At 53.2% G+C, this 25,307-nt stretch carries 19 protein-coding genes; 7 read left to right on the top strand and 12 right to left on the bottom strand.

Going from position 1 to position 25,307, the window contains the following annotated elements; translation table 11 throughout:
• Positions 1-80: 80 nt before the first annotated feature.
• Entirely contained in the window at positions 81-2,432 is a 2,352-nt protein-coding gene (locus DES54_RS04075) for a TonB-dependent receptor domain-containing protein (protein WP_427846345.1), read from the bottom strand.
• A gap of 314 nt (positions 2,433-2,746) precedes the next feature.
• On the bottom strand, positions 2,747-3,781 hold the full coding sequence (locus DES54_RS04070) for a CAP-Gly protein (RefSeq protein ID WP_113865333.1): 1,035 nt from the start codon (positions 3,779-3,781) through the stop codon (positions 2,747-2,749).
• A 428-nt stretch (positions 3,782-4,209) separates the two neighbouring features.
• Here DES54_RS04070 and parC point away from each other — a divergent pair, with 428 nt between their 5' ends.
• The 3 genes from parC to ftsP all read left to right on the top strand — a co-directional run bounded on the left by parC (position 4,210) and on the right by ftsP (position 8,879).
• Positions 4,210-6,480, top strand: coding sequence for a DNA topoisomerase IV subunit A (gene parC / locus DES54_RS04065; RefSeq protein WP_113865332.1), 2,271 nt, complete (start codon positions 4,210-4,212; stop codon positions 6,478-6,480).
• A 154-nt stretch (positions 6,481-6,634) separates the two neighbouring features.
• On the top strand, positions 6,635-7,372 hold the full coding sequence (locus tag DES54_RS04060) for a 1-acylglycerol-3-phosphate O-acyltransferase (protein ID WP_113865405.1): 738 nt from the start codon (positions 6,635-6,637) through the stop codon (positions 7,370-7,372).
• Between the two features lie 94 nt (positions 7,373-7,466).
• Positions 7,467-8,879, top strand: coding sequence for a cell division protein FtsP (ftsP, locus tag DES54_RS04055; protein WP_113865331.1), 1,413 nt, complete (start codon positions 7,467-7,469; stop codon positions 8,877-8,879).
• A gap of 76 nt (positions 8,880-8,955) precedes the next feature.
• On the opposite strand, the gene DES54_RS04050 is transcribed toward ftsP, so the two are convergent.
• Positions 8,956-9,891 carry a PfkB family carbohydrate kinase gene (locus DES54_RS04050; protein WP_113865330.1) on the bottom strand — a complete coding sequence of 312 codons (936 nt, stop codon included), beginning with the start codon at positions 9,889-9,891 and terminating at the stop codon, positions 8,956-8,958.
• On the bottom strand, positions 9,888-11,345 hold the full coding sequence (locus tag DES54_RS04045) for a purine-cytosine permease family protein (RefSeq protein ID WP_113865329.1): 1,458 nt from the start codon (positions 11,343-11,345) through the stop codon (positions 9,888-9,890). The genes DES54_RS04050 and DES54_RS04045 overlap by 4 nt, the downstream gene beginning before the upstream one ends.
• A 580-nt stretch (positions 11,346-11,925) precedes the next feature.
• On the opposite strand from DES54_RS04045, the gene DES54_RS04040 reads away from it, so the two are divergent.
• Positions 11,926-12,663, top strand: coding sequence for a GntR family transcriptional regulator (locus tag DES54_RS04040; protein ID WP_113865328.1), 738 nt, complete (start codon positions 11,926-11,928; stop codon positions 12,661-12,663).
• A 66-nt stretch (positions 12,664-12,729) separates the two neighbouring features.
• On the opposite strand, the gene dkgA is transcribed toward DES54_RS04040, so the two are convergent.
• From dkgA to metC, 3 genes are all read right to left on the bottom strand, one after another.
• On the bottom strand, positions 12,730-13,548 hold the full coding sequence (gene dkgA, locus DES54_RS04035; protein ID WP_113865327.1) for a 2,5-didehydrogluconate reductase DkgA: 819 nt from the start codon (positions 13,546-13,548) through the stop codon (positions 12,730-12,732).
• A 173-nt stretch (positions 13,549-13,721) separates the two neighbouring features.
• Positions 13,722-14,387 carry a DedA family protein gene (locus DES54_RS04030; protein WP_113865326.1) on the bottom strand — a complete coding sequence of 222 codons (666 nt, stop codon included), beginning with the start codon at positions 14,385-14,387 and terminating at the stop codon, positions 13,722-13,724.
• Positions 14,388-14,592: 205 nt separating this feature from the next.
• Complete coding sequence (gene metC / locus DES54_RS04025; RefSeq protein WP_113865325.1) at positions 14,593-15,786, bottom strand: cystathionine beta-lyase; 1,194 nt, start codon at positions 15,784-15,786, stop codon at positions 14,593-14,595.
• A 343-nt stretch (positions 15,787-16,129) separates the two neighbouring features.
• On the opposite strand from metC, the gene exbB reads away from it, so the two are divergent.
• Both exbB and exbD read left to right on the top strand, forming a co-directional pair.
• Positions 16,130-17,137, top strand: coding sequence for a tol-pal system-associated acyl-CoA thioesterase (gene exbB / locus DES54_RS04020; RefSeq protein ID WP_113865324.1), 1,008 nt, complete (start codon positions 16,130-16,132; stop codon positions 17,135-17,137).
• A gap of 3 nt (positions 17,138-17,140) precedes the next feature.
• The gene (gene exbD, locus DES54_RS04015; protein ID WP_113865323.1) at positions 17,141-17,563 is read left to right on the top strand and encodes a TonB system transport protein ExbD; all 423 of its coding nucleotides are present in this window, start codon (positions 17,141-17,143) and stop codon (positions 17,561-17,563) included.
• Between the two features lie 42 nt (positions 17,564-17,605).
• Here the strand turns inward: exbD and DES54_RS04010 are convergent, their stop codons facing one another.
• The 5 genes from DES54_RS04010 to cscK all read right to left on the bottom strand — a co-directional run bounded on the left by DES54_RS04010 (position 17,606) and on the right by cscK (position 24,190).
• Positions 17,606-18,625 (bottom strand): substrate-binding domain-containing protein, encoded by a 1,020-nt coding sequence (locus tag DES54_RS04010; protein WP_113865404.1) that lies wholly within the window; start codon positions 18,623-18,625, stop codon positions 17,606-17,608.
• A 30-nt stretch (positions 18,626-18,655) separates the two neighbouring features.
• Positions 18,656-20,065 (bottom strand): glycoside hydrolase family 32 protein, encoded by a 1,410-nt coding sequence (locus DES54_RS04005; protein WP_113865322.1) that lies wholly within the window; start codon positions 20,063-20,065, stop codon positions 18,656-18,658.
• The gene (locus DES54_RS04000; protein WP_113865321.1) at positions 20,065-21,435 is read right to left on the bottom strand and encodes a sucrose-specific PTS transporter subunit IIBC; all 1,371 of its coding nucleotides are present in this window, start codon (positions 21,433-21,435) and stop codon (positions 20,065-20,067) included. The genes DES54_RS04005 and DES54_RS04000 overlap by 1 nt, the downstream gene beginning before the upstream one ends.
• Before the next feature lie 85 nt (positions 21,436-21,520).
• Positions 21,521-23,071, bottom strand: a complete 1,551-nt coding sequence (locus DES54_RS03995) for a carbohydrate porin (RefSeq protein ID WP_113865320.1) — start codon at positions 23,069-23,071, stop codon at positions 21,521-21,523.
• 183 nt (positions 23,072-23,254) lie between these two features.
• Complete coding sequence (gene cscK / locus DES54_RS03990; protein ID WP_113865319.1) at positions 23,255-24,190, bottom strand: fructokinase; 936 nt, start codon at positions 24,188-24,190, stop codon at positions 23,255-23,257.
• A 399-nt stretch (positions 24,191-24,589) separates the two neighbouring features.
• On the opposite strand from cscK, the gene DES54_RS03985 reads away from it, so the two are divergent.
• Complete coding sequence (locus tag DES54_RS03985) at positions 24,590-25,306, top strand: bactofilin family protein (protein WP_240634930.1); 717 nt, start codon at positions 24,590-24,592, stop codon at positions 25,304-25,306.
• Position 25,307: the final 1 nt, after the last annotated feature.

The raw sequence follows: 25,307 nt of genomic DNA, 5'->3' as shown, positions 1-25,307 counted from the left end.
CAAAACATTTCTCTGTTTTGTCCCTGTACTTCTGGCCCTATGACAAGGCGATGCCCCGGCATCGCCTTGTTGCATCTGAATCAGAAATCCACATTAACGCCAAGCTGGAAGGTACGGCCCGGTTGCACGGCCAGTGCCTGATCATAGCGATCCTGCGCCGTGGTCGTTTCAATCTGGCGGCTGCTCAGATAATCCCAGTATTTACGATCCGTCAGGTTATACACCCCGCCGCTCAGTTTCACGTTCGGCAGCACGCGACAGTAAGCCGTCAGGTCAACCATACCGTAACCGGGAACACGCATGTATTCGGTGGTGGATACGGTAATCGGGGAACCTGAGTTGTTATAGTTTTGACGGTTAGTGTCTTGCGCCTGTTTCCCTTTCTGGAAGGTGGACGTCAACGCCGCACCGTAACGCTGGGACGGATCGTCATAGGCGATACCGATGACCGCTTTCATCGGTGCAACGCTATCGAGATCAATATAGCGGTCGCCCAGATAGCGGGATTTGGATTGTCCTTGAGTGTAACCGAACGCCAGGGTGGTGCTTAGCCCGTCAATGGCCGGGAACCACGTACCGAAATTGATTTTGCTGCTGATTTCGCCGCCATAAATATAGGCTTTATCACGATTTTCAGCCTGGTATATCGTATTGATATTACTAGGAACATTGGTAAATCTATTGGGATTGGCGCTACGGCTGTAACGGGTATTGGCAATAAAGTTTTTATAGGTGTTGTAGAACAGCGCGGTGCGGAAGGTCACGCCTTCTGTCAATTCTCCCTTTAATCCCCATTCTACGTTGTTGCTGGTTTCTGTCTTGAGATCGCTGTTGCCAATAAACGCATATTGGAAAGGACCGGCAAAGTTGGCATCCAGATTGGTGCTACCATAAAGCTGGCTGGCATCGGGAAATTGTGCGCCACGGCGATATTGCACATAGGTTGTCAATTTCGGCGTGATGTCATACAGGAAGCTCAGTGAAGGCAGGAACTGCGTATCGCTGTTAGCTTTACCGTACAATCTGTTGACGTCGGATTCATTAATAACGCTGCCATCGCCGCTCATGCTGCCGGCGTTAGCCGGTTTGGTTCGCTGATGCACCGCGCGCGCGGCAGGGACGACGGAAAATGCGTGACCGGCCAGATCCCAGGAAATCGTGTCCTGCACAAAGCCGCCAACGGTATAACTATTGCTGTCCGCTTCCGGCTGCATAATGTTGTTGGCGCTCGTTTGATTAGGATCTTGCCTGAATGGGCGTTCAGTTTTGGTTTGACTGGCATTGATACCCCAACTGAACTCATGGCGATCCCAATTTTTCACCATGTGAGTTTCCAGCCCGTAGGTTTTAACATTGTAATCAGAATAGACGCGGTGGCTATCAGCGGCAGTGATCCCTGTTGTGGCGGGCAGCCAGGTATTATCGTGCGATTCGCTGTTCTGAAAATAAATGCGGCTATCGATCAGATCGACCAGCGTATTGTTGAGCGGCGTCCAGCGATCTTTCAGGCTGACGCTCCAGCGGCGGGTCTGGCTGCTTTGCTGCGCCGTGCCGTAAATGGTATTACTGCTTGGCAGGTTACCCCAGTAATCGTAGCGAGTGTGATTGGTTTTATGGTAGTAGTCCACCGTGCCGGTGAACTGATGTTCATCATTTGGTTGCCAGATACCGGAGGCCAGAAACGCATTGGAGTGCCAGTTGGCCGGATAAGCCGCGATATCATCGCTATTATTGCGGGTTTGCTGACCATCACGGCGGCTTAGCACCACAATGCCACGTAGTTCGTCATCTCCGCTCGCCGCCGTAATACCGTTATGCCAGCCACGGTTGGCTGAGTCGTAGTCGCTTTGAAAACCAAAGTATTCCCGTTTGTTGGCGTTCAGGTAATCATCGGCTGATTTCGCACGGAACGACACGCTGCCACCCAGCGCATTGATCGCATTCTCTGCCGGGGTTACCCCGGATTCGATGTCGACGCGTCCGTAAAGATAAGGGTCAATGTAGTCGCGCCCCATGCCGAAGGTATTAAATCCGGCGCGGCTGGCATAGCTGCGTCCGGTCGCGTTGGGCAACGCGATGCCATTGGCATCGATAGCCACGCGGTTGCTCTCAATTCCGCGAATGTTGTAGCCCGTATAACCGCCGCGATCAAAGCCGCTTTTCCCGTTAGAGGCGCCGCCGCTGGAGCCGGTCGCACTAATCAGCGGTTGATAACGCATAATAGTGCCGAAGTCATTTCCACCGTGTTTTTGCATATCATCAGCGGTTATCGCAACCGAAGAACCCGCTTTTTTCTCGATTTCCGGCGCGTGAACAATCATCACGTCCCCGATCGGTTCGGAGGCGGTGGATGGCGTTTCTGCCGCCACGCTGTTTGACGCGATGCCTGTTAATATCCCACTGAGGAGGATCTTATTTAAATTCTTATTCATTAACATGGTGATACTCTTTGCTAGGGTTCTGTCCGACCAGCGTCGTCGCGATAACGTTCTGGCAATGAATGGCGGTGGCAGAAAACAAACCGGCTAAAACATGATGAAAAGCAGGAATGATAATTATTATCACATGATATTGATTATCACTACCTGTTGCAATAATGATGAATTATTCTTAATAAAACGTTTTTGGAGCAGTAATACGCGGGTGACAGGCGGAGTAATAAAGAAAGGCAGTTATGTAATAACGTTTATATAAAAAACAGGCTCCGGGAAAGGAGCCTGTGGTATGACGATGATCTTACTGTAAGTTACGCGATGTGGCCCCGGTTACAGGTTTTAACCCCCCACAAGCCGGCGAATACGCTGACAATCGCGCCAATCAGCAAGGCAAAGAATGACCAGAACGCGGCCTGCGCAGCGGCGGAAGCGGCAACCGCCGCCTGTTCGCGGGCTTTCTGCTTCATGTCGGCATACTGCTGTTTGGCCTGTTCAATGCGGGCTTCCGCCTCACTCAGTCGTTGGTTGACCAACTCGGCCGTTTTATTCTTGGCCTCAATCAGGTTATCGACCGTTCGGTTCACTTCTTCCTGCGTCATGGAGGTATTGTCTGCCAGCGCTCTGGTCAGGCTGTCACGATCCACGTCTTGCGTTAATGCTTCCCCGCGGGCTTTCAGTTTTTCGATCAAACTCTGGATGATCGCGTCACTGTTATCCGGGTTGACGGCAATGGCTTTTATCGCTTCGCCAATCTCGGTTTTTGCTCCTTCCAACTGTTTTTGCATATAGTCCGGATGCAATGACTCAATATCACTGTTGCGTAAAGCTTCGGCTACTTCATCGGTCATCTGTTCCGGTCGCAGACTGGTATCCAGATCAAGATTTTCAAATGTCTTGCCGCCCAGATTGGCGATGCCTTGCATACCGCCGCCCACGGCAGAGCCCGCGCCGGAAATCACGTTACCCGTTAGCGATGCCACTGAGCCGATCGCGTTGCCGGTGGCTTTTATCGCGCCGCCAAGCAACATGCCGCCTAACACGGCGGCGACAATCAGCGCCGTCGCCCAGACCAGAAAGCCATGAATCAAACCGTCTACCGCCGCTAATCGTCCGGCGATAAACGCCCCTGCCGCCAGACTGACAATAATGGATAATGCTGACCAAATCAGAACGGTGGTTCCCACGCCGTCCACGGGTTCATCCGACAGAGGATCGACAATCGAAAAACCCAGACCGGTACCAAGCGTGGAGAGTAATAATGATACGGCTAATACAGTCACCACACCGCCGATGATACTGCCCCATGATATTTTTTTCGCCACATGTAATTCGTTCGAAATATTCATATCCACCCCTATTAATCTGTTATTTTCAGGCTATTAACGTCTTGTTGAACAAGGTGTTAATATTAATCAAGCTAAAGTATAGTCATAATTAAAAAACAGAGGGGAACGGCAGGGAAATAAAAAGCGAACAGTTATTAAATCAATTAAATACAATAAATTAATAATTTTTTAGCTGGCGTCCAGATCGGTTTTTTTAAGGTCGATACCGTATGGTTACGAGTGAAATAGTTAGCATGGTTAATATAAAATCCCCAGTATTTATCATGCCGATTCACTCTTTCATCCGCAGGCAATGACAGGCATGCCTGCGAAAAAAACGCATGAGTGTTTTTGCACAGCGCTTGCGGTACTATTCCCACCAAACATACCGCCGTATGGCGTGTCGGGAAGCGTAATAATCGCGCCGCGATGTGAGGAAAGTGAGATAAATGAGTGAGATGACTCATGACGGCGTAGAAAGTCTTGCGCTGCATACCTTTACCGAAAATGCGTATCTGAATTATTCCATGTACGTGATCATGGACAGGGCATTGCCATTCATCGGCGATGGTCTGAAACCGGTACAACGCCGTATCGTGTACGCCATGTCGGAACTGGGCCTGAATGCCAGCGCCAAATTCAAAAAATCCGCCCGTACCGTCGGTGACGTATTGGGTAAATATCATCCGCACGGCGACAGCGCCTGTTACGAAGCGATGGTATTGATGGCGCAGCCGTTCTCCTACCGCTATCCGCTGGTGGATGGGCAAGGAAACTGGGGGGCGCCGGATGATCCGAAGTCATTCGCCGCCATGCGTTACACCGAATCGCGGCTGTCCAAATATGCGGAAGTGCTGCTCGGCGAACTGGGCCAGGGGACGGTCGACTATGTGCCGAACTTTGACGGCACGATGCAGGAACCGAAGATGCTGCCCGCCCGGTTGCCGAACATCCTGCTCAACGGTACGACGGGGATCGCGGTCGGTATGGCGACGGACATTCCGCCGCACAATATCCGTGAGGTGGCCGCCGCTGCCGTGACGCTGATTGATAAACCGAACGCGTCGCTGGATGCGTTGTTACAGCACGTTCAAGGGCCTGATTTCCCCACCGAAGCGGAAATCATTACCCCGCGCGATGAAGTGCGCAAAATTTACCAGAATGGACGCGGTTCGGTGCGCATGCGCGCGATCTGGAAGAAAGAAGAGGGCGATGTGGTCATCACGGCGCTGCCTCATCAGGTTTCGGGCGCCAAAGTGCTGGAGCAGATAGCCAGCCAGATGCGCGCCAAGAAACTGCCGATGATTGAAGATTTGCGTGATGAATCCGATCATGAAAACCCCACGCGCCTGGTGCTGGTGCCGCGCTCCAACCGTATCGATCTCGATCAGGTGATGAACCACCTGTTCGCCACCACCGATTTGGAAAAAAGTTACCGCATCAACATGAACATGATCGGTCTGGATGGTCGTCCCAGCGTGAAAGGGTTGGTCGAGATCCTGAGCGAATGGCTGGTATTTCGTCGCGACACGGTGCGTCGTCGTCTGAATTACCGGTTGGAGAAAGTGCTCAAGCGCCTGCATATCCTTGAAGGTTTGCTGGTGGCGTTCCTGAATATCGATGAAGTCATTCATATCATCCGCACGGAAGATGAACCAAAACCGGTGCTGATGCGCCAGTTCAGCCTGAGCGAAACCCAGGCCGAAGCGATTCTGGAACTGAAATTACGTCATTTGGCCAAACTGGAAGAGATGAAAATCCGCGGCGAGCAGGACGATCTGGCGAAAGAGCGCGATCAGCTTCAGGCGCTGCTGGCGTCAGAGCGTAAGCTCAGCAACCTGCTGAAGAAAGAAATTCAGGCGGATGCGCAGGCCTATGGCGACGAGCGTCGTTCACCGCTGCATGAGCGTAGCGAAGCGAAAGCCATGAGCGAGCACGATTTTGTGCCCTCCGAGCCAGTGACGATTGTGTTATCGGCAATGGGCTGGGTGCGCAGCGCCAAAGGACACGATATCGATCCCGCCGGACTGAGTTATAAGGCGGGCGATAGCTTCCGCGCCGCGGCGAAAGGGAAAACCAACCAGCCGGTGGTGTTTATCGACTCCACCGGACGCAGTTATGCGCTTGATCCGCTCACGCTGCCTTCCGCTCGCGGGCAGGGCGAACCGCTGACCGGTAAACTGACGCCGCCGCCGGGAGCGACGATTGAGCAGGCGCTGATGGCGGCGGACGATCAGCCGCTGTTGATGGCCTCGGATGCCGGATACGGCTTTGTCTGTACCTTCAATGATCTGGTGGCGCGCAACCGTGCGGGTAAAGCGATTATCACGCTGCCGGATAACGCGAAAGCGCTGACGCCGATTGAAATCAAAGGCGACGACAACCTGCTGATGGCGATCACCGCCGCCGGCAGAATGCTGCTGTTCCCGGTTTCCGATTTGCCGCAATTGTCGAAAGGCAAAGGCAACAAGATCGTGTCGATTTCGTCCGCGGATTTCGCCGGCGGCAAAGATCGCCTGACCTGGCTGCTGCTATTGCCGCCGCAGGCCTCGGTCACGCTGTACTTTGGCAAACGCAAACTGGTGCTGCGCCCTAACGACCTACAGAAATATCAGGGAGAACGCGGACGTAAAGGCACGCTGCTGCGCGGTCTGCAACGCATCGATCGTATTGATGTGGATGCGCCCAAACCGGTTGGCGACGGCGCCAGTGAAGAATGAGTCATTCGCGCCGGGACGAGGTTATATCATCCCGCCGCGCCTGATCCCTTCGATATTATCTGATAACCAGAACGCCAATTTGCGACAACGGAATCACCGTGTTTTTTATGGCGAAATCGCTATACTGGCGGCGCGGTTGGCTAATGAGGTTGCTATGCTATTCATTGTTCGTTTTATTGTGGTGGTCGTATTATCGATCCTGATCTGTATTTTTGGCTCTATTTACTGTCTGTTCAGCCCGAAAAACCCCGGACATGTGTCGACATTTGGTCGTCTTTTCGGTCGGCTGTCAGTGGTGTTTGGCCTGAAGGTTGAATTACGCATACCGGAAGAAGCGGCGCATTACGGTAATTTCATCTATATCGCTAACCACCAGAATAATTACGATATGGTCACCGCATCGAACGCCGTGCAACCGCGTACCGTGACCGTCGGGAAAAAAAGTCTGCTGTGGATCCCCTTTTTCGGCCCGCTTTACTGGCTGACGGGCAACCTGCTGATTGACCGTGAAAACCGCGCTAAGGCGCACGGCACTATCGCGCAGGTGGTGAAGCATATTAAAGAACACAATATTTCCATCTGGATGTTCCCTGAGGGGACGCGCAGCCGGGGGCGTGGTCTGCTGCCGTTTAAAACCGGCGCGTTTCATGCGGCGATTGGCGCGGACGTGCCGATAGTGCCGATTTGCATTTCGAACACCAGCAACAAGGTGAAGCTGAATCGTTGGAACAACGGCCTCGTTATCGTGGAAATGCTGCCGCCTGTCGATACGCGCGCTTACACCAAAGAGCAGGTGCGTGAACTGGCCGCACATTGCCACGATCTGATGGCCGCTAAACTGGCGCAACTGGATGCCGAGGTTGCGGCACGCGAAGCGGCGGGAAAAAAATAAGCCTTCCTCAGGCCAAACCAAAATCGTTATTTCTTCCGCGTAACTCGTCGGAAGCTACACTTTGCAAACGGTTTAACAGATTTACGGAGACATTATGTCATTCAGCCGACGTCAGTTTATTCAGGCATCGGGTCTTGCGTTGTGCGCGGGGATGACGCCATTGACGGCGAAAGGGGATGGACTTCCCGGCGCATTACCGATACCGCCGTTACTGGAGTCGCGCCGGGGTCAACCTCTGTTTCTGACGATGCAACGTACCCATTGGGCTTTTATTGATACTCACAAAACCCCGGTCTGGGGGATCAATGGCCGGTATTTAGGCCCCACGGTACGGGTGTATGACGGCGATGACGTCAAGCTGATTTACAGCAATCGGCTTACTGAACCGGTGGCGATGACGATTGGCGGGTTGCAGGTTCCCGGTTCGCTGATGGGCGGCGCGGCTCGCATCATTTCGCCGGGGATGGACTGGTCGCCGGTGCTGCCGATCCGCCAGCCTGCCGCGACCTGTTGGTATCATGCCAATACGCCGAACCGCATGGCTCCCCATATCTATAACGGATTGGCCGGGCTGTGGCTGGTTGAAGACAGTACCAGTAAATCGCTTCCGCTTCCTAATCACTACGGCGTTGATGATTTCCCGCTGATCATTCAGGACAAACGGCTGGATAATTTCGGCGCGCCGATTTACAGCCCGGCAAACGGGGGTTTTCTGGGCGATACGCTGCTGGTGAATGGCGTTCATAATCCGTTCGTGGAAGTGTCGCGCGGCTGGGTGCGTTTGAGACTGCTGAATGCATCAAATGCCCGCCGCTATGTGATGTATCTGAGCGATCGACGCCCGATGCATGTGATCGCCAGCGATCAGGGGCTTCTGCCGGCACCGATGGCGGTGAATCAGATCTCGCTGGCGCCTGGCGAACGGCGGGAGATTCTGGTTGATATGGCTGAAGGTGGCGAGGTGACGCTGACGGCGGGCGAATCCGCCGGGATCATGGATCGCTTGCGCGGTCTGTTTGAGCCATCCGGCATGCTGATTTCGACTCAGATCTTAACGCTTAAACCAACAGGATTACTGCCGCTGGTGACGGACAATCTGCCGATGCGCTTGCTGGCGGATAACATCATTGAAGGCAGCATCAGCCGTACACGCGAGTTTCGTCTGGGCGACAGTCTGCCGGGGATCAACGGCGCCATGTGGGATATGACCCGCATGGATGTGCAAACACAGGTTGGTCGCTGCGAGCGCTGGCTGATCCATGCCGATACGCCGCAGCCGTTCCATATAGAAGGCGTGAAGTTTCTGGTGCGCAGTGTGAACGGCGGCGCGGTGCCGGTTGAGGACAGCGGCTGGAAAGATACCGTCTGGGTTGATAACGATGTCGAATTGCTGGTTTATTTCACTCAGCCTTCATCGCAGGCTTTCCCGTTCCTGTATTACAGCCAGACGCTGGAAATGGCTGACCGGGGATCTGCGGGGCAACTTATCGTGCAACCGCCCGTTTGATCAGGGGCTTATCCAGCGCAGCCGGGTAAAAACGCCGTCTGCTTGTGCCGTAATGATTGAGCGAAATCGGGTTGGCTTACGGCAACCGTGCAGCCGGAAAGTAGCGGCGTAGTGTGTCCCAGTCGGGCGCGCCCGCCGCGCCCTGGCTGGCAACCACGCAGGCCGCGACCCGGTTAGCCAGATCGACGGCATCAGCCAGCGGCCAGCCTGCCGACAGCCCGGCCAACAGACCGCCGCTGTGCGCATCGCCCGCGCCGATGGTATCCACGACATCGACCTTATAGGCGGCGATGGCTGTTGGTTCACCGGCTGGCGGACAAATCCAGGCCCCTTCCTTATCCAGTCTACAGATCAGCGTTAATCCGCTGTGCTGCGCATAACGCAGCGCCTGTGCGACCGGATCGCCATCGCCGCATAACTGTCTGGTTTCGTCGCGGTTTAAAGTCAGTATGACGTCGGTACCAGACAGTGCGGTAATGAAATCCGCCGGGATGAACGGCAGACGCGGCCCGAAATCCACCAGTTTTTTCTGCGGCTGTTCCAATATCCACTCGCGTAATGCTTTTCCCCCCTCGCCGAACAACTCGTAGCCGTTTACATAGATCCAGGCATTGTCCGGCGGCGTAAGCTGTTGCAACAGTTCACGGCTGCAATGCGCTTCGCAGCCAGTGATGCCGATAAAGGTTCGCTCGCCGTCAGGTTCGGTCAAAGCAAGACACCAGCCATTGTCCATTTCCGTATTGCGTAACAGCACCGGCAGATTCATCTCCGTCATGGCGGCTTCCACGGCTTTGCCCCAGGAACCATTACCGACCGGCATGCCGTTAATGATCGGCACGTTGAGTCGAAACAGCACCCTGGCCACATTGAAGGCGCAGCCGCCGATCTGTTGGCCCAGATCTTTGCCCTCGATATCCTCTCCGCTGACGGGCAGGCGCGGCAGCGCCAGCAGCATATCGCCGCAAGCGCCGCCAATCACCACTATCGGGCGTTCAGGTATGAAGGCGGTCATAGCTGTTTCGCTTGCGGGTTGATCAGCAGATAAAGCCAGTAGGTGATCAGGCTAATGCCAAAAGAGACAAACAGGCCGAGGCTGGAGTTGGCAAAAATCCCGATAGCCAGCGGCCCGTCAATGAAGCCGGTTTTGGTGACCATCAAACCGGAAATGGCGCCCAACAGCCAGCAAATCAGCGGCACCCAGCGCACGCCGAGGTTTTTCCCGTTCAGGCCGAACACGGCGTCGTGGTTGTAACCGTGATGCTGACGGAGCCACAGGTAGTCGAGGATGAATATCGCAGACCACGGGCCGAGAAACAGGCCGCAGAAAATCAGGAAAGAGATAAATGGCGTCAGGAAATCACCGGAAATAAACAGCACATAAATGGCGACGCCGACGACCAGCAACGCATCAAAGGCGACCGCGACCGACTGGGGAACTTTGACGCCAATGGTCAGCAGATTGAGGCTGGCGGAGTAGAGACTGAGCACGGCAATCGTCACAATGCCAGCGGTGGCGGTCAGCAGATAAGGCACGGACATCCAGGGGGGAAGAACGGTGCCGATCAGGGCAATAGGGTTGGCGGAGCTGGCGAGATCAGGCAATTGCGATGACAGCAGAATGCCGGCCAGCATCAAGAGCACCAACGGCAACGCCGCGCCGCCGACCACTGCGGCAAAGACGCGGCGGCGGCTGGAAGCGGGACTTTGGTAGCGGCTGTAGTCCGCGCCCGCGATGGTCCAGCCTACGCCGGTGCCGGCCGCGATGACGGAAACCGCGGGCAGGAAGCCGGTCAGCCAGTCGCCTGACGGCAGCGACAGCACGGTATGCCACGGCGTGTTGAACAGAATATAGATGACGACTACGAGGGTCATCGTCCCGAAAATACGCGTGATCCAACTCTGCAAAAAGATCAGCGTGCTCTGCCCCAGAATACTGACGGCGATGGTCAATCCGCCGAACAGCGCCAGACAGACCGCCGTCAGTATGGTGCTGGCGTTGAACCCTAAGGCTTCAAACAACGCGGTGAGCGTCAGTGTGCCGGTAATAAGATTCACCGCTTCCCAGCCCATCAGGGTAAACCAGCTTAACGCGGTGGGAGCAATGTTGCCTTTAAAGCCGAAAATGGTACGGGAGAGCGTCAGGGTGGCTGTTCGTCCGGTTTGTCCGGCAAAAGAGGTGCAACCTACCAACGCAAAACTGGTGACGCCGATAATGGCGGCAAGGAGGGACTGAATGAAAGAAAGACCGAATGACACGATAATTGCGCCGTAAACAATACCGAGGATACCGATATTCGCCGCGCACCAAATCCAGAATAATTCCAGTGGCTTACCGGTACGCTCTGATTCTGGAACCAAATCAATACCGGTATTTTCTACTTTCCATGTTTTGCCTGGTGAGAGTGTCTCGTTTGAGGCGGTGTTGTTTTCTGATGAATAGTTATCTTGTTGCGGTGTTTCACCCATGCTGGCTTGCTCCTTTTTTGCCCAGGTTCACAACGAATGGCGACAAGAAGGTGAAATCCATCACGTCAACTGACAACGGCTGTTATCACCTGTTCCTGCATATCCACATCAACACTCAGCGTATCATAAAGTTATATCAATACTAGCCGATGCAATATTAACGGCTGGTAATAACTTAGCTTGAAAGGCGATGAGTATGGCGTAAATCAGAAATGAAAAGCGCAGATGAAAAAATGATGCGGCTGTAACCCCAGGCCCAAACAAAACGGGCAACATATTTGGGATACAGCCGCATTACCGACTTCAGTTAATCCACTCTCATCGCGCCACTGGCTGACAACAAAGACGGCCAAAATGATGTCGTGAGGTGTTTTTTGTTTGGTCACTTGTATGACCCCTGGTGTTGGCACTTCTGACTAAAGTGTACGAAAATTACGCGAAGCGTGCAAGTCCAATTTAATACCTTTATGATGCCAATCTAAGTCCTAAGAAATTATCGGACAAACTAATTTTGGCTCAATGTTTGTGTTTAACAATTGCGTATGCTGAAAGCAGCGTAAAACAGTAAAAGGCATGCGATATGTGGGAATTACTTCTTTGGATACGGGATAAGCTGAGTGAACCTTCTTCAGCGCCTCGTTATATGCAGCTTGCTTCGTTACTTGAAACGGAAATCGGTCGGCGTAAGGAACTGTCAGGTCAGTTTTTGCCTGCTGAAAGGTTGATTGCTCAACAAACCGGGTTATCACGCGTTACGGTTTCCCGCGCGATGGCGTTGTTGGAAGAAAAAAGACTGATTGTTCGACAGCAAGGCGTGGGAACCCGAATCAGTCAACACCTGGACTATTCTCTGGATTCGGATGAAGCGGGCTTCACATCATTGGTTCTGCGTCTGGGCGGGGTAGCCGGTAATCTGTGGCTTGAGCGGGTCAAAAAAACAGCGCCCGCGTCGATAGCGGCGGAAATGTCGTTGCCGCAAGATACACTGGTCACCAAGTTACGGCGCGTTCGTTTAATCAACAGTGAACCGGTATCGTTGGAGATCACATGGATCCCGCTGACGTTATTGCCGGAGCCGGAACAACTGGATCACTCGCTTTATCAGTATTGGGCCGCCCGCAATATCTACCCGGATAAAAAACGTTATCGTTTGAAGGCATTGGCTTGCCCGGCTGACATTGCCGAACATTTGCACATTCCCGCGGAGTCGCCGGTGTTGCTGTCCCGACAACACACTTACAATATGCATGGCGATTTACTGGAGTACTGTGAGGTTTACTGTCGCAGTGATGTGTATGAATTTCAGGTGACGGACTAAAACCGGGTCGAGAGGGCTTACCGGCAAGCGTCATCAGCTTGCCGGCGGAAAAGAAAATGCGCTGATTCAGGGCGCGTCAGGATCGGGGCCGAGACGCTTGCCGCTGTCCAGTTTTGCGATTTCGGCGAGTTCATCTTTATCCAGCTTGAAATCGAACACGTCAAAATTTTCCCGAATGCGTGAAGGCGTAACCGATTTAGGGATCACCACCAGTCCGTTATCCAGGTGCCAGCGGATGACGATCTGCGCTGGCGTTTTATCGTATTTCGTCGCCAGTTTGCGGATAATGGGCTGATCGAAGATACCTTCGCCGCCTTGGGCCAGCGGACTCCAGGATTCGGTTTGAATATGGTGGTTCACATTCCAGATATGCAGTGGACGCTGTTGTAACAACGGATGCAGTTCGATCTGGTTAATAACGGGCAGGATGCCGGTTTCCACTTTCAGCCGTTGCAAATGGTGGCTATGGAAGTTGCTGACGCCAATACTTTTGGTCAGTCCCTGCTCTTGAAGTTTAATCAGTCCGCGCCAGGCATTGACATAGGTGTCCTGATGCGGCAATGGCCAGTGAATCAGGTACAAATCCACGTAATCCAGTTGCAGTTTTCTCAGGCTCTCTTCCAGCGCGCGCTGTGGATCGGCGTGATCGCTGTTCCAGAGTTTGGTGGTGATGAATAGCGCTTCACGCGCGACTAGCGCCTCATGTAATGCCTGACCGACACCTTCTTCATTTTTATAAATTGACGCGGTGTCAATGGCGTGATAGCCGATATTCAGGGCTTCGGTCACGGCGGTCACCGTTTCTGTAATACTTGCCCGCCAGACGCCGAGACCCAGCTGCGGCATAATATTGCCGTCAGCCAGCTTAATCTTGGGTTGCGTCATGTCATTCTCCTTTTTCGACCATTAATCAATATAATAGTTGGTGTTTAGCGGAGGGTGGCACAGCCCGCTGATGCGGCGACGCGATAGCGATCTCCCCGCAATAAGGGGCATGTCGTTTCATTCTAGTCGAAAAACACGTCTAAGGTTTTCAGTAAAGCGGGCAGGGTTGTGAATCAATGCCGACAGCGTGTCAGACGTTTGCGCCACACAACCGCCACCATGCCGATTAATCCGCACAGCAACAGAATGATGGGAAGAATGATGAGTCCGGTCATCACCTGATCTTCATAGCGTTTGACCAGCGGAATATGGCTCATGGCGTAACCCAATGACACAATGCCGCCGACCCAGAGGAAACCGCTAAGCCAGTTACATATCTGAAAACGGGTGTTGTTCAGCCCGGAAATCCCCGCCATCGTCGGTAACAGCGTGCGGATAAAGGCCAGAAAACGACCGATCAGTAAGGCGACCAGGCCGTGACGATAAAAAAGGCGGTAGGCCCGCTGGTGATAGTGCGCGGGCAACTGCAACAACCAGCTTTTGACCAGCCGGGTATCACCCAGCCAACGTCCTTGCAGATAACTGAACCAGCAACCGAGGCTTGCAGCCACGGTCAGCAGAATCATGGTGGGGAGAAAACTCATCACGCCTTTGGCAATCATGGCGCCCGTCAGCAACAGCAGACTGTCGCCGGGCAGAAAAGAGGCTGGCAGCAAGCCATTTTCCAGAAACAGGGTGGTAAACAAAATACCGTAAATCACCCATATGACTTTGGGGTCGCCCAGAGCGCTAAAATCCTGCTGCCATAGCGCCTGAATAATGTCGTGAACCACGCTCATATTACGTCCTGCCAGATGACTGAAGCCCTAAAAAACAGAAAGAAACAGGGCAAAACGCCCGCAGCCTGTCACAAAGATAAACACCGGGCAAACGCTACGTTCCGGTTAAGATAAAATGATTTTTAGTAAGCTTTTATCGCTTACCATCATACACCCTTTACCCGCGCCAATGCAGAGAAATCAAGGAACGGCGGGCCTATGGACGTCACACTTCCTGAATTCTGTCAAAGCCCGCGGCCAGATCGTCAATCAGATCGTCACTATCTTCAAGCCCGATATGCAACCGAATCAGCGTACCGGTAAAATCAACCCCGGCGACTGGACGGATAGCAGCCAGATCTTCAGGCTGATTAGCCAGAATCAACGATTCAAATCCGCCCCATGAATACGCCATGCTGAAGTGCTCGAAATGGTCCAGATAGTTCGCCAGTTGTTCTTTGCTCAGATGCGCTTTCAGAACGAAGGAGAACAGGCCGTTGCATCCTGAAAAATCGCGCGCATAGAAGGCATGGCCTTTACATTCAGGCAGGGCCGGATGATTAACGACGGCGACTTCGGGGCGCGCCGACAGCCATTTGGCGATGCGAATACTGCTTTCCTGATGCTGTTTCAAACGCACGCCCAGCGTTCGCAGACCGCGGCTGGCGACATAGGCGGTGTCGGCATCAACCATTTGTCCCATCAGATAGGAGTGCTCACGTAACTGCTCCAGGCAACGCTCGTTGGCAACCGCCGTCCCCAGCATGGCATCGGAATGACCGACAATGTACTTAGTGCCGGACTGCACGGAGATATCGATATCAAACGCCAACGCCTTGAACAGGATGCCCGCCGCCCAGGTATTATCCATAATGATGACGATGTCTGGATTAATGCGCCGCACCGCCTGCACAATCGCCGGGACATCATGCACTTCCATGGTGATGGAGCCCGGCGACTCCAGGAACACTACCTTGGTGTTTTCCTGCACCAGCGTGCTGATACCGGCCCCAATCATGGGATCGAAATAGGTTGTACCGATATTCAGCTTACTGAGAACGGTGTTGCAAAAATCCTGGGTCGGTTCATAGGCGGAACCGGTGACCAGTACATGATCGCCGGTCGATACAAAGGAAAGTATGGCGTTGGCGATTGCCGCCGCGCCGCAGGGATAGAGTACGCAACCAGCGCCGCCTTCCAGTTCGGTCGTGGCTTCCTGCAAGGAAAAGTGGGTCAGCGTACCGCGCCGGCCATAAAACAGTGCGCCTTTCGTCCGGTTGACAGTGGCGTGTTTTTTATCCTGAACGGTATCAAATACCAGGGAGGAAGCGCGTTGGACAATGGGGTTTACAGAACCTTGCGTGAATTTTTTGCTGCGTCCTGCGGCGACCAGTGTCGTTGCCGTTTTTTTGCTTGTCATAACCAATATCACCTTTTCTCTGTTCAAGTCTCGCCGGGTTATTGAAAACGCTTGTATGACCGAATGTTAACGGAAGCCTCTCTGTTATTGCAGACTTTATACGTTATCACACCTTGGACGATGCGTGGATGGGCTTTTCAGTATGCAAAAAAATAATACTAAACCTATTTTTAATGCCTTATTGGTTTGCGATGCCGCTATCCGCACGAAGTGAGGCGACAAAAAGCGTCTTTTTGAGTGTAAATAATAATGAGAACGACTATCAATTAACTGAAGGTCTGATATTATTTCAGGCTGATTTCTTGCGTCGCAAACAGTACTGAATAAACGGTGGAGGCACAGCGTGAATACGGCTGTCAGTAACATTACTCAACAGGCGTGCTCAGCCTGGCAAAAAAAACGTGGCGTGTTCAGCGCATTTACCCGTAGCGTGCTGATTATCCTGCTGGTTAGCGCCGGCCTGAGTGGAAATGCGTTTGCGGCCCCTGCGACAACGCCGCTTTCTGGCGATAACGCAGGCGCGCCTGCCTCGCAGCCAGCCCCGGAAATGACGCAGCCGGAGGCATCGGCTCCCGCTCCGGTTTCATCACTCTCCCTTCCTGCCAACGCCGCGCCCGGCACCGACAATCTGATGAAAACGGATTTGTCTATCTGGGGAATGTATCAACATGCGGATGCCGTTGTGAAAGCGGTGATGATCGGTCTTCTGCTGGCATCCGTTATCACCTGGGCGATTTTCTTCAGCAAAACGGTTGAGATAACCGGCGCCAGACGCCGCCTGCGTCGTGAATTTCAGGCGCTGGAGCAGGCCAGAACACTTGATGATGCGGTGGAAACCGCAGAAACTTTCAAAGCGGGCAGCGTTGCGCAGCAACTGCTGATGGATGCGCAGAATGAGATGGAACTGTCAGCCCGTTCTGATGATAACAATGGTATTAAAGAACGTACCGCGTTCCGTCTGGAGCGTCGCGTAGCGGCGACCGGGCGTCATATGGGCCGGGGCAATGGCTATCTGGCGACGGTTGGCGCGGTGGCGCCGTTTGTCGGGCTGTTTGGTACGGTATGGGGCATCATGAATAGCTTCATCGGCATCGCGCAGACGCAGACCACTAATCTGGCGGTGGTTGCGCCGGGTATCGCCGAAGCTTTGCTGGCGACGGCGATTGGTTTGGTGGCGGCTATCCCTGCGGTGGTGATTTATAATGTCTTCGCTCGTTGGATCACCAGCTATAAAGCGCAGGTAGGAGACGTTGCCGCGCAGGTGCTGCTGCTGTTGAGCCGCGATCTGGATGTTGCCGCCAGCAATGACAACCGGGTGGCGTCATCGGCGCATAAACTGCGGGTGGGATAAACCATGGCCATGCATTTGAATGATGATGTGAGTGAAAATGGCGAGATGCATGACATCAACGTGACGCCGTTTATCGATGTCATGTTGGTGTTGCTCATCATCTTTATGGTGGCGGCGCCACTGGCGACGGTGGATATTCGCGTCGACCTGCCTGCTTCTTCCGCCGTGCCGCAGCCGCGCCCGGAAAAACCGGTTTATCTGACGGTGAAAGCGGATAAGCAACTCTATGTGGGCGACGACGCGGTCAATGAGCAGTCGCTGGCCCAGGCGCTGGATGCCAAAACCAGCGCTAATAAAGAAACCACCATCTTCTTTCAGGCAGATAAAAGCGTGGATTATGAAACCATGATGAGCGTCATGGATACGCTGCGCAAAGCCGGTTATCTCAAAGTTGGATTGGTTGGCGCGGAATCCGCCGCTAAATAGTTGAATGTACATAATTGATGTACAGCGCTGGCGGCGCTTGATTTACTGACGTGAATCTGGATGCCGCCAGTGTATACGCGTCGATATATAGCGTTTGTCTTCCCCCAGCGGTTGCTGGTCGATTAAGCGCGTAATCATGTCAAAGCTGTGTCTTGCCAGCGCCTCACTGTCCTGAGCGATGGTATCAATCTTCATCGGTAAACAATCAAACAGATAGTGATCGTCAAAACTGCACAGCCGTATATCGCTTTCCATCAGATTGTGCTGGTTCAGGTAACGCAATACCCCTTCCAGCAGGCCACAGGCCGCAACAAACAGCGCCTTGGGCGGACGGCCCAGCGAGGCGCATAGCTGGGCAAACATTTCATAACCGGAACTGGGGTGGTAACTGCCATGAATGATCCATTCAGGCCGACATTCCAGACCTGCGCGCTGCAACCCCAACTTAAACCCGGCCAGACGGTCGCGGGTAGGGGAAATGCGAGCCTGGCCGCCAATGAAATAGAACTCTTCCTGATGCTGACGGGCGATACGTTCCACCAGTTCCGCCGTTGATTCCACCGCTTCGGAGATAACCAGCGGCAGTGTGGAGTCGCCAATTACCCGGTCAAATTGCACCACCGGCAACTGTTGATTGATTTTCTGATATTCGTGATCGCTGAACATGCTGGAAGCAACGATCAGACCATCGACCTGACGTTGCATCAGGCTGTTGACGGCCATCATTTCCTGACTGGCATTTTCATCCGTACAGGCGATTAGCAACTGTAGCCCCGCTTCGCGGCACAACATTTCCAGTTCACGCGAGATAACGGCAAAGCCGTAGTTGGTCATTTGCGGCACCACCAGCCCCAGCGTATGGCTGCGGGAGGAACGCAATGAACGGGCATGAATGCTGGGTTGATAACGTTGCTCTTGGGCGACCGCCAGAATGCGATCGCGGGTTTCATCAGAAACGCGAAACTCTTTGCTGCGGCCATTCAACACCAGACTGGTGGTGGATTTTGATACGCCTGCAAGCCTGGCAATGTCACTGATTGTTACGCGTTTAGTCTGATTCACCACGGGATCTGCTGTCAGAAAAAAGTAACACTATTCTATCACGCATGACGCTAACAGCCAGTGTTGCAGCGCCAGTCGCCCCGGCCCACTGAAGGAAAGCATCGCATTGTTATCGGGGAAATAACGGGCTGACATCGCCGCCGCGCCGTCATTGATAAAAATTTCAATGCAGGAATGATCGCACAGGATCTGCAATTGATTCAGTTCTCCCCGCCAGTAACGATGTTCCGGCTCACCGGTGCGCAGGTTGCGACGACTTAACGTCAACCGTTCGCCATCCCAGCAAAGCACCAGCAGAGAAGCGACATCCAACTGGAATTCGCCTTGTACCGCCAGCAAAATTTCTGCGCTGTGAATAGGAAGCGCAGGGGCGTAATTGGCCGCGCCGCTCCAGGTGTAATGCTGTGCGCGCAACTGTTTCAGTTCACGCGCCGGTTGTTGGAACAACGTTTCGCCACGGAGCGTCAGTTCACGTGGACAGGTCATTGTGTGGAGCCAGCCATACGCTATCGTTGGTTCGAAAAATTCGTTCTCATCAGGGATCGACATCCAGGCAAACATCAGGCGTCGGCCATCTTCGCTTTCTGTCGTTTGCGGGGCATAAAATTCAAAGCCAAGATCCAGTTCGTGAAAACCTTGATGTCGGTAGTGACCGCTCTGATAATTCAGATCGCCAACGAAGTAGCCAGCCTGAAAGGTATTCAGGTAGCGCTCTTCTTCCGGCGCCAGGCCCTGAGGACAGCAAATGAGGATTTCCCGCCCGTCGAGCGGGAATAAGTCCGGGCATTCCCACATATAGCCAAAATCGCCCAGCCCGCCGAGGCGAGAGCCTGCGATTTCGGCGACTTGCGTCCAGTCGAGCAGATCGTCGGAGCGGTACAGCAGGACTTTCCCTTGCAGCGTTTTATCCTGCGCGCCCAATACCATGTACCAGCGGTCATCATGCTTCCAGACTTTTGGATCGCGCACGTGGCCGGTATAACCTTCGGGCAGCGTGAGTATCGGTCCCAGTTTGTCGTATTCGCCCTTGCTGTTTTCGCGGGCGATGCATTGGAACGCGGTACGTGAACCGTCGTCGTATTTGACGTTGCCGGTGTAAATCAGCGTGATGGTATTGTTATCCGCCACGGCGGAGCCTGAATAGCAACCGTGGGTTTCGTAGCTTTCGCTGGGAACCAGGGCGACAGGTTCATGCTTCCAATGCACCAAATCGGCGGAGCTCCAGTGCCCCCAGAATTTTGCTCCGTGGGCACAGGCTAAAGGATTCCACTGATAAAACAGATGGTAACGCCCATTGTGATGGATAAATCCATTTGGATCGTTAAGCAGCCCCACCGTCGGCGACAGGTGCCATGCCGGACGATAAGGATCATCATGCGTCTGGTTACGACCCGACATCAGGGCATGCGCCATGCGTTTTAATAAGTGGACTTCCTTCATTATTCGCTATCCGTTTTATATTTCAGGAGCAATGAGATGATAAACGCCGCGCTAAAGGCGATCAGCATACCGATCAGGTAATTCAGCATAGAACCTGCCTGTATGATTGCCAACCCAGGGAAGCCGGTCAGTCCCACCGCCGTCATGTTGACGTGACTGAAGACCACCCATGCGCCGCCGAGCGCGCCGCCCGCCAGTCCAGACAGGAATGCTTTGATGAAGCGCAGATTGATACCGAATATTGCCGCCTCCGTGATCCCCAACAGGCAGGAAAGACCGGCAGGAACGGCGATGGCTTTGATTTTGGCATCACGTGTTTTGAAATACACCGCCAAACACGCGCCGCCTTGCGCCACATTCGACATCGCCCAGATGGGCAGCAGGAAATTGAAGCCGATGGATGGATTCCCAAGCAATCCAGACTCAATCGCATGGAAACTGTGGTGAACGCCGGTGATAACGATCACCGAGTAGAGACCGCCAAACAGCAACCCGGCCAGCCATCCGGCGTGGGTGATCAACGTACTCAGTACCATAGATATGCCATCGCCGAGCATACGCCCCGCCGGGCCGATGATCAGTAATGCCACAAGGCCGGAAACAATGACGGTCAGGAACGGGGTGACGATAATATCCAGCGTCTCGGGCACCATTTTGTGTAAACGTTTTTCCAGGATGCTCATAAACCACACAGCCAGTAGTACCGGGAACACCGTACCCTGATAGCCGATCATGGCGATTTCCAGTCCGAAAAAATTCATGGTCTGGAAGCCGCTGGCTACGCCCCAGGCATTGGTGAGCGCCGGGTGAGTCAGTATACCACCCAACGTGGCGCCCAAATATGGGTTACCGCCGAACTCTCGCGTGGCGGTAAAACCGATAAGAATTGGCAGGATAATGAAAGCGGCGGAACTGAACATATCCAGCATAATGAAAACCGCGCTGCTGGCGTCAACCCAACCGTAGGTTTTGCACATGCCGAGCAGCCCCATCAACAGACCAGAGGCGATAATCGCCGGCATAATCGGTACGAAGATGTTTGACAGCAGGCGCGCCAGGCGTTGCGCCGGATTCAGTTTCCGGGCCGCCAACGAAGCAGCCTCAGACTTGCTGGATTCGCCGATGCCTGCGGCCTTGATGAATTCGGCATAAACTTTGTTAACCAGTCCCGAACCAAAGATAATCTGAATCTGTCCGGCGTTTTGAAAGCAGCCTTTCACCCCGTCGACAGCTTCAATCGCTTTTTTGTCGGTCAGATTATCGTCAGTCAGCACCAGACGTAGACGTGTTGCGCAGTGGGCGGCGCTGGCGATATTTTCTTTCCCGCCAAGAAGGGGGATAAGCGCATTTGCTGTAGTGTTGATATCCATTTTATTCCTCTTTTATTAATAGGATATGTTTATATCATTAACGTCAGCTACCGGGCTCGATAACCGACGTTGTTGCTATCCTCTGTCAGAACCAGGTTTCCATCTGGACGCCAAAATTCCATTCGCCGCCGGCTTTAAAGCCGGTGGAACCAAAGGTGTCTTCGCTGGAATAGTTATCCAGGCGTTTATCCCAGTCCATGTAGCTGGCAAAGACGCGCAATTCGGGACGGCTGAAGAAATTGCCGATATCGCCCACTTTGAAGGTTGGCGCAAAGGTCAGCTTATAGAAACCGCCGCTGACGCTGTTCAACCGGCCTGCGCTTGATGTGGTGTAGCCTTTAGGATCGAGATCCATGTACTGATAGCTGCCTTCATAGGCCAGAGCAAAGTTTTCGGTGATTTCCTGAATCAGGCGCGCATTGAAGGTGATCCATTTGTAACTGTCGCCATCAACATAGCGGTCAGAACTGGTTTGCGCCAAAATCGACGGGGCAAAGCTCCAGTTTTTGCTGATCGGCGTGGTGCCGTAGGTTGCCAGACGCCAGGTATTGGCGTCATCCGTCAGGTTGCCGTCCGAACCGATATTTTTAACTTCCGCGCCCAGCCCACGCCCATAGAGCACGGCGACTTTAGACGAACCCTCACGCAGTCCATAGAAGCTATCGCCATGATAGGCGACCATGGCGTGATAACCTTTATCGCCCGCATTGGTGTTAGTGACGAAAGTGTTGTCACGGTTCGAACCGGTGTTTTCTTTTACGTCGTTATTCTTCGCTTTTAACCCGCTTAGCATAAACTGGAACGGTCCGACATAGTTGTTGGCGGTAAAGACGTAGTTTTTGACGTCGTTATCCAGCGCGGTGATTTCACCCAGGCTACGGCCATACAGGGAGAAGTTGCTCTTGAAACTGTCCGTCCATTTCACGTCATAGATCCCGCCGCCGGTGCCGGCCAGAAAGATTACGTCACTGTCCAGCCAGTGAATATCAAAGTTGTCGCGGTCAAAACGTTTACCCGCCCATAGCGTGGTGTCTTTTAACGCACCGGTGAAGCTCGGCAGCGAACCCAGTTCGACAAATGCCTCGCGGATATTGAGATCGCTTTCATCGCCCGTCCAGTCGTTATAGCTGCGTTGACCGTCGGCCATCATGACTTTAAAGCGGGTGGTGGCGCCGTTATCCAGCTTCTGTTTGTGCTCCAGCTTCAATTCGACATAGGTGTCGTCTTCGTTGTCCAAGCGACCAACGTAACCGCCGGTTTGACCGGCGGGCGACATGCCTGGCCCGACATCGGTTTTGGCGCTGGTGGCGGAATCATTGATTGATAAACCTGAACGGGCGTAACCGTGGAACTCGAAACCATCGGCAAATGATTTCTGGCTGGCCAGTGCGCTGGTGCGCTGTTCAACCTGCTGGGTTTTCTGCTCGGTTTGCGTCGTGCGGGTGGCTAGTTGCTGTGTTTGTTTTTCCGCTGCATCGGCACGGGCTTCTGCTGCCGCGGCTCTGGCTTCCGCCTGTTGTAATCGTTGTTCAAGCGCATTCAGACGTGCCTCCACGCTGTCTGAACTGGCTGCGGATACATATAAAGGGGATGAAAGTAATAATCCTATTGTTACGGCAAGATGGCTTGTTTTCATATTGCATTCTCTTCTTAAGGAGTTTTATTGTTGTTTCAGAAAGTAGTTTTGCTAAATGGCTAAACCGATTTTTCGAGAAAATTAAATGGCGGCAATCGGGTTAGCAAGGAATTTTACCAACCCGATTCTGTAACTGTGATCCTGACGACAAAACAAGCCATCAACCGCCCTGAAATTAGGAGATTAGCGTTTGGCGAGGGGAATGGACTCAAGCTGTTGCGCATAAGGGAGCGCGGTCATGGCGCCTTTTGCGGTGGTGGCAAGCGCACCGCACCGTTGCGCTTGTTCGATCACGCTGTCCCATGAGTCGCGTTGCGATAAGTCGTTGTATTCGGCAAGACCTTGCAGCAGACCGGCGACGAAGGCATCGCCCGCCCCCGTGGTATCTATCGGGGTGACATAGGGTGCGCTGAAGTGCTGAAGTTGTCGGCGATCATGTAGCCATACCCCTTCGCTACCGAGCGTAACCAGCAACAACTGAATAGGGAAACGTTGCATTAATTGTTCGATACCCTGTTTGGGATCGTCGGTGGCGCTGAGAAAACTCAACTCCTCGCGAGATAATTTCACCACATCGGCCAGCGCCAATGCCTGAAAAAGCATGTCCTGCAAGGCTTGCGTGTTACTCCACAAATCCTCGCGAATATTGGGATCGAAGCTCACCCATCCCTGCGCGGCTTTGATGCGTCGCATGGCTGTGAAAGCGGTACAGCGTGAAGGCTCCTGCGACAGGGCGATTGAACACAGATGTAGCCATTCGCCACGATGGAAAGTGGGCAAATCCTCCGTTTGCAGGAACAAGTCCGCGCTCGGACGAACCATGAACGTGAATGAACGTTCGCCAACAGAATCCAGGCTGACGACCACCGTCGAGGTGCGGTGACGGCTATCCCGAATCATATGGTGAGTGTCAACACCTTCCCGGCGCAGCACGTCTTGCAGGAAGTGACCAAAAACATCGTCACCCACCCGGCCAATAAAGGCGCTGGCGCCGCCCAGTCTGGCGATGCCGACGGCAACGTTGGCCGGCGCTCCCCCAGGACATTTGAGATAACGCTCTGAATCTTCCGGGATGAGATCGACCACGGCATCGCCCATCACCCAAATTTTGTGTGCCATACATTTACTCTTATCAAGGATATTGAAACTGTTTGCTAACATAGTAGAATCGGTTTAGCTAATCAACTTCATTCACGTAAGATGTTTGCGAGCGCACAAGAAACGCTTTTTTAGCTCGTCATGTAAGCTGAAAATTTGTGCGATCCAACGCCCATCACCGATAATGTCAGGCTAAATAAAAAAACGTTTTATCCGATACCTAATAAAGCAGCGCTGTATAGCGCGACCTGTGACAGGATTTATGGCGCAAAGGAGAAGAGCGAGATATGAACCAAACCACTTCTTGCCGGGTTCGGAATGCATTCAGCATTATCAGCGAACCTCCGCAACCTATCCGTATTATCGCCCCGCAGTGCCGTCTGGGAAGAACCCCTCTGAGGCCGCTGTCCGGGCGGTATAATGACCGTGCATAATTACAATCTGCTATGGGGCCTGTGGACGGTATGGGCATTACTGGTCGTTCTCTGGTTTATCGATATCCACCTGGATTTACCCATTCTGGCTTACAGGCAAATACTGGCCGTTATTCTGGGCGCCGGTATAGGTGTGCTGATGGTATTTCTTTATAACCTTAAAAGGAGTCATTGGATGTTTTCATTTGATAAAAGCAAAAAGGCCGTAGATGCGCCGCAAGAGAATAGTGAAATAAACAACCCGACGGAGTTGGTTAATTCAGTAAGCCCTGTGCGCGTCAAGAAGGATACGTTTATCTCTCAGGGCGCGCAGATGACGGGGAAACTGGTGGTGGATGGCGATATTACCGTGGAAGGTCGCATTGAAGGCGATGTGCAATGTGATAATGCCATCAAAGTGGAGCATGGCGGCCAGGTAAAAGGCGAAATGACATCACAGCAGATTATTATCAATGGCCATGTCGAAGGCCGAATTTCCGCCGGCGTAGTGGCAATTCAGGCGCAGGGCGTCGTCATCGGCGATATCTTTTCAGATGAGTTATCCATCGAAAAAGGCGGCATATTTATCGGTCAGTCAAATCCGTTAAAACCCGAAAAACCGCGGCAGGAAAAACTCACTTATGTGGAAAAGAAAAAAGATAAAAGTGATAAAAATCATGCTGAACAGGAAAACCTGATGGCGCTGGCGGGAAATAATGTGTAGA

It is taken from the genome of Brenneria salicis ATCC 15712 = DSM 30166 (genome assembly GCF_003315515.1).
GTDB lineage: Bacteria > Pseudomonadota > Gammaproteobacteria > Enterobacterales > Enterobacteriaceae > Brenneria > Brenneria salicis.
The sequence above is the reverse complement of the archived record's forward strand: the minus strand, read 5'-3'. Positions and strand labels throughout refer to the sequence as shown.

What these genes read in the sequence shown, in the direction of transcription:
- DES54_RS04005 (WP_113865322.1), bottom strand. Translation starts at nt 20,065, where the DNA reads ATGAAGGAAGTCCACTTATTAAAACGCATGGCGCATGCCCTGATGTCG.
- dkgA (WP_113865327.1), bottom strand. Translation starts at nt 13,548, where the DNA reads ATGACGCAACCCAAGATTAAGCTGGCTGACGGCAATATTATGCCGCAG.
- DES54_RS04050 (WP_113865330.1), bottom strand. Translation starts at nt 9,891, where the DNA reads ATGACCGCCTTCATACCTGAACGCCCGATAGTGGTGATTGGCGGCGCT.
- ftsP (WP_113865331.1), top strand. Translation starts at nt 7,467, where the DNA reads ATGTCATTCAGCCGACGTCAGTTTATTCAGGCATCGGGTCTTGCGTTG.
- parC (WP_113865332.1), top strand. Translation starts at nt 4,210, where the DNA reads ATGAGTGAGATGACTCATGACGGCGTAGAAAGTCTTGCGCTGCATACC.
- cscK (WP_113865319.1), bottom strand. Translation starts at nt 24,190, where the DNA reads ATGGCACACAAAATTTGGGTGATGGGCGATGCCGTGGTCGATCTCATC.
- exbD (WP_113865323.1), top strand. Translation starts at nt 17,141, where the DNA reads ATGGCCATGCATTTGAATGATGATGTGAGTGAAAATGGCGAGATGCAT.
- DES54_RS04000 (WP_113865321.1), bottom strand. Translation starts at nt 21,435, where the DNA reads ATGGATATCAACACTACAGCAAATGCGCTTATCCCCCTTCTTGGCGGG.
- metC (WP_113865325.1), bottom strand. Translation starts at nt 15,786, where the DNA reads ATGACAAGCAAAAAAACGGCAACGACACTGGTCGCCGCAGGACGCAGC.
- DES54_RS04045 (WP_113865329.1), bottom strand. Translation starts at nt 11,345, where the DNA reads ATGGGTGAAACACCGCAACAAGATAACTATTCATCAGAAAACAACACC.
- DES54_RS04030 (WP_113865326.1), bottom strand. Translation starts at nt 14,387, where the DNA reads ATGAGCGTGGTTCACGACATTATTCAGGCGCTATGGCAGCAGGATTTT.
- DES54_RS03985 (WP_240634930.1), top strand. Translation starts at nt 24,590, where the DNA reads ATGACCGTGCATAATTACAATCTGCTATGGGGCCTGTGGACGGTATGG.
- DES54_RS04070 (WP_113865333.1), bottom strand. Translation starts at nt 3,781, where the DNA reads ATGAATATTTCGAACGAATTACATGTGGCGAAAAAAATATCATGGGGC.
- DES54_RS04060 (WP_113865405.1), top strand. Translation starts at nt 6,635, where the DNA reads ATGCTATTCATTGTTCGTTTTATTGTGGTGGTCGTATTATCGATCCTG.
- DES54_RS04040 (WP_113865328.1), top strand. Translation starts at nt 11,926, where the DNA reads ATGTGGGAATTACTTCTTTGGATACGGGATAAGCTGAGTGAACCTTCT.
- DES54_RS03995 (WP_113865320.1), bottom strand. Translation starts at nt 23,071, where the DNA reads ATGAAAACAAGCCATCTTGCCGTAACAATAGGATTATTACTTTCATCC.
- DES54_RS04075 (WP_427846345.1), bottom strand. Translation starts at nt 2,432, where the DNA reads ATGAATAAGAATTTAAATAAGATCCTCCTCAGTGGGATATTAACAGGC.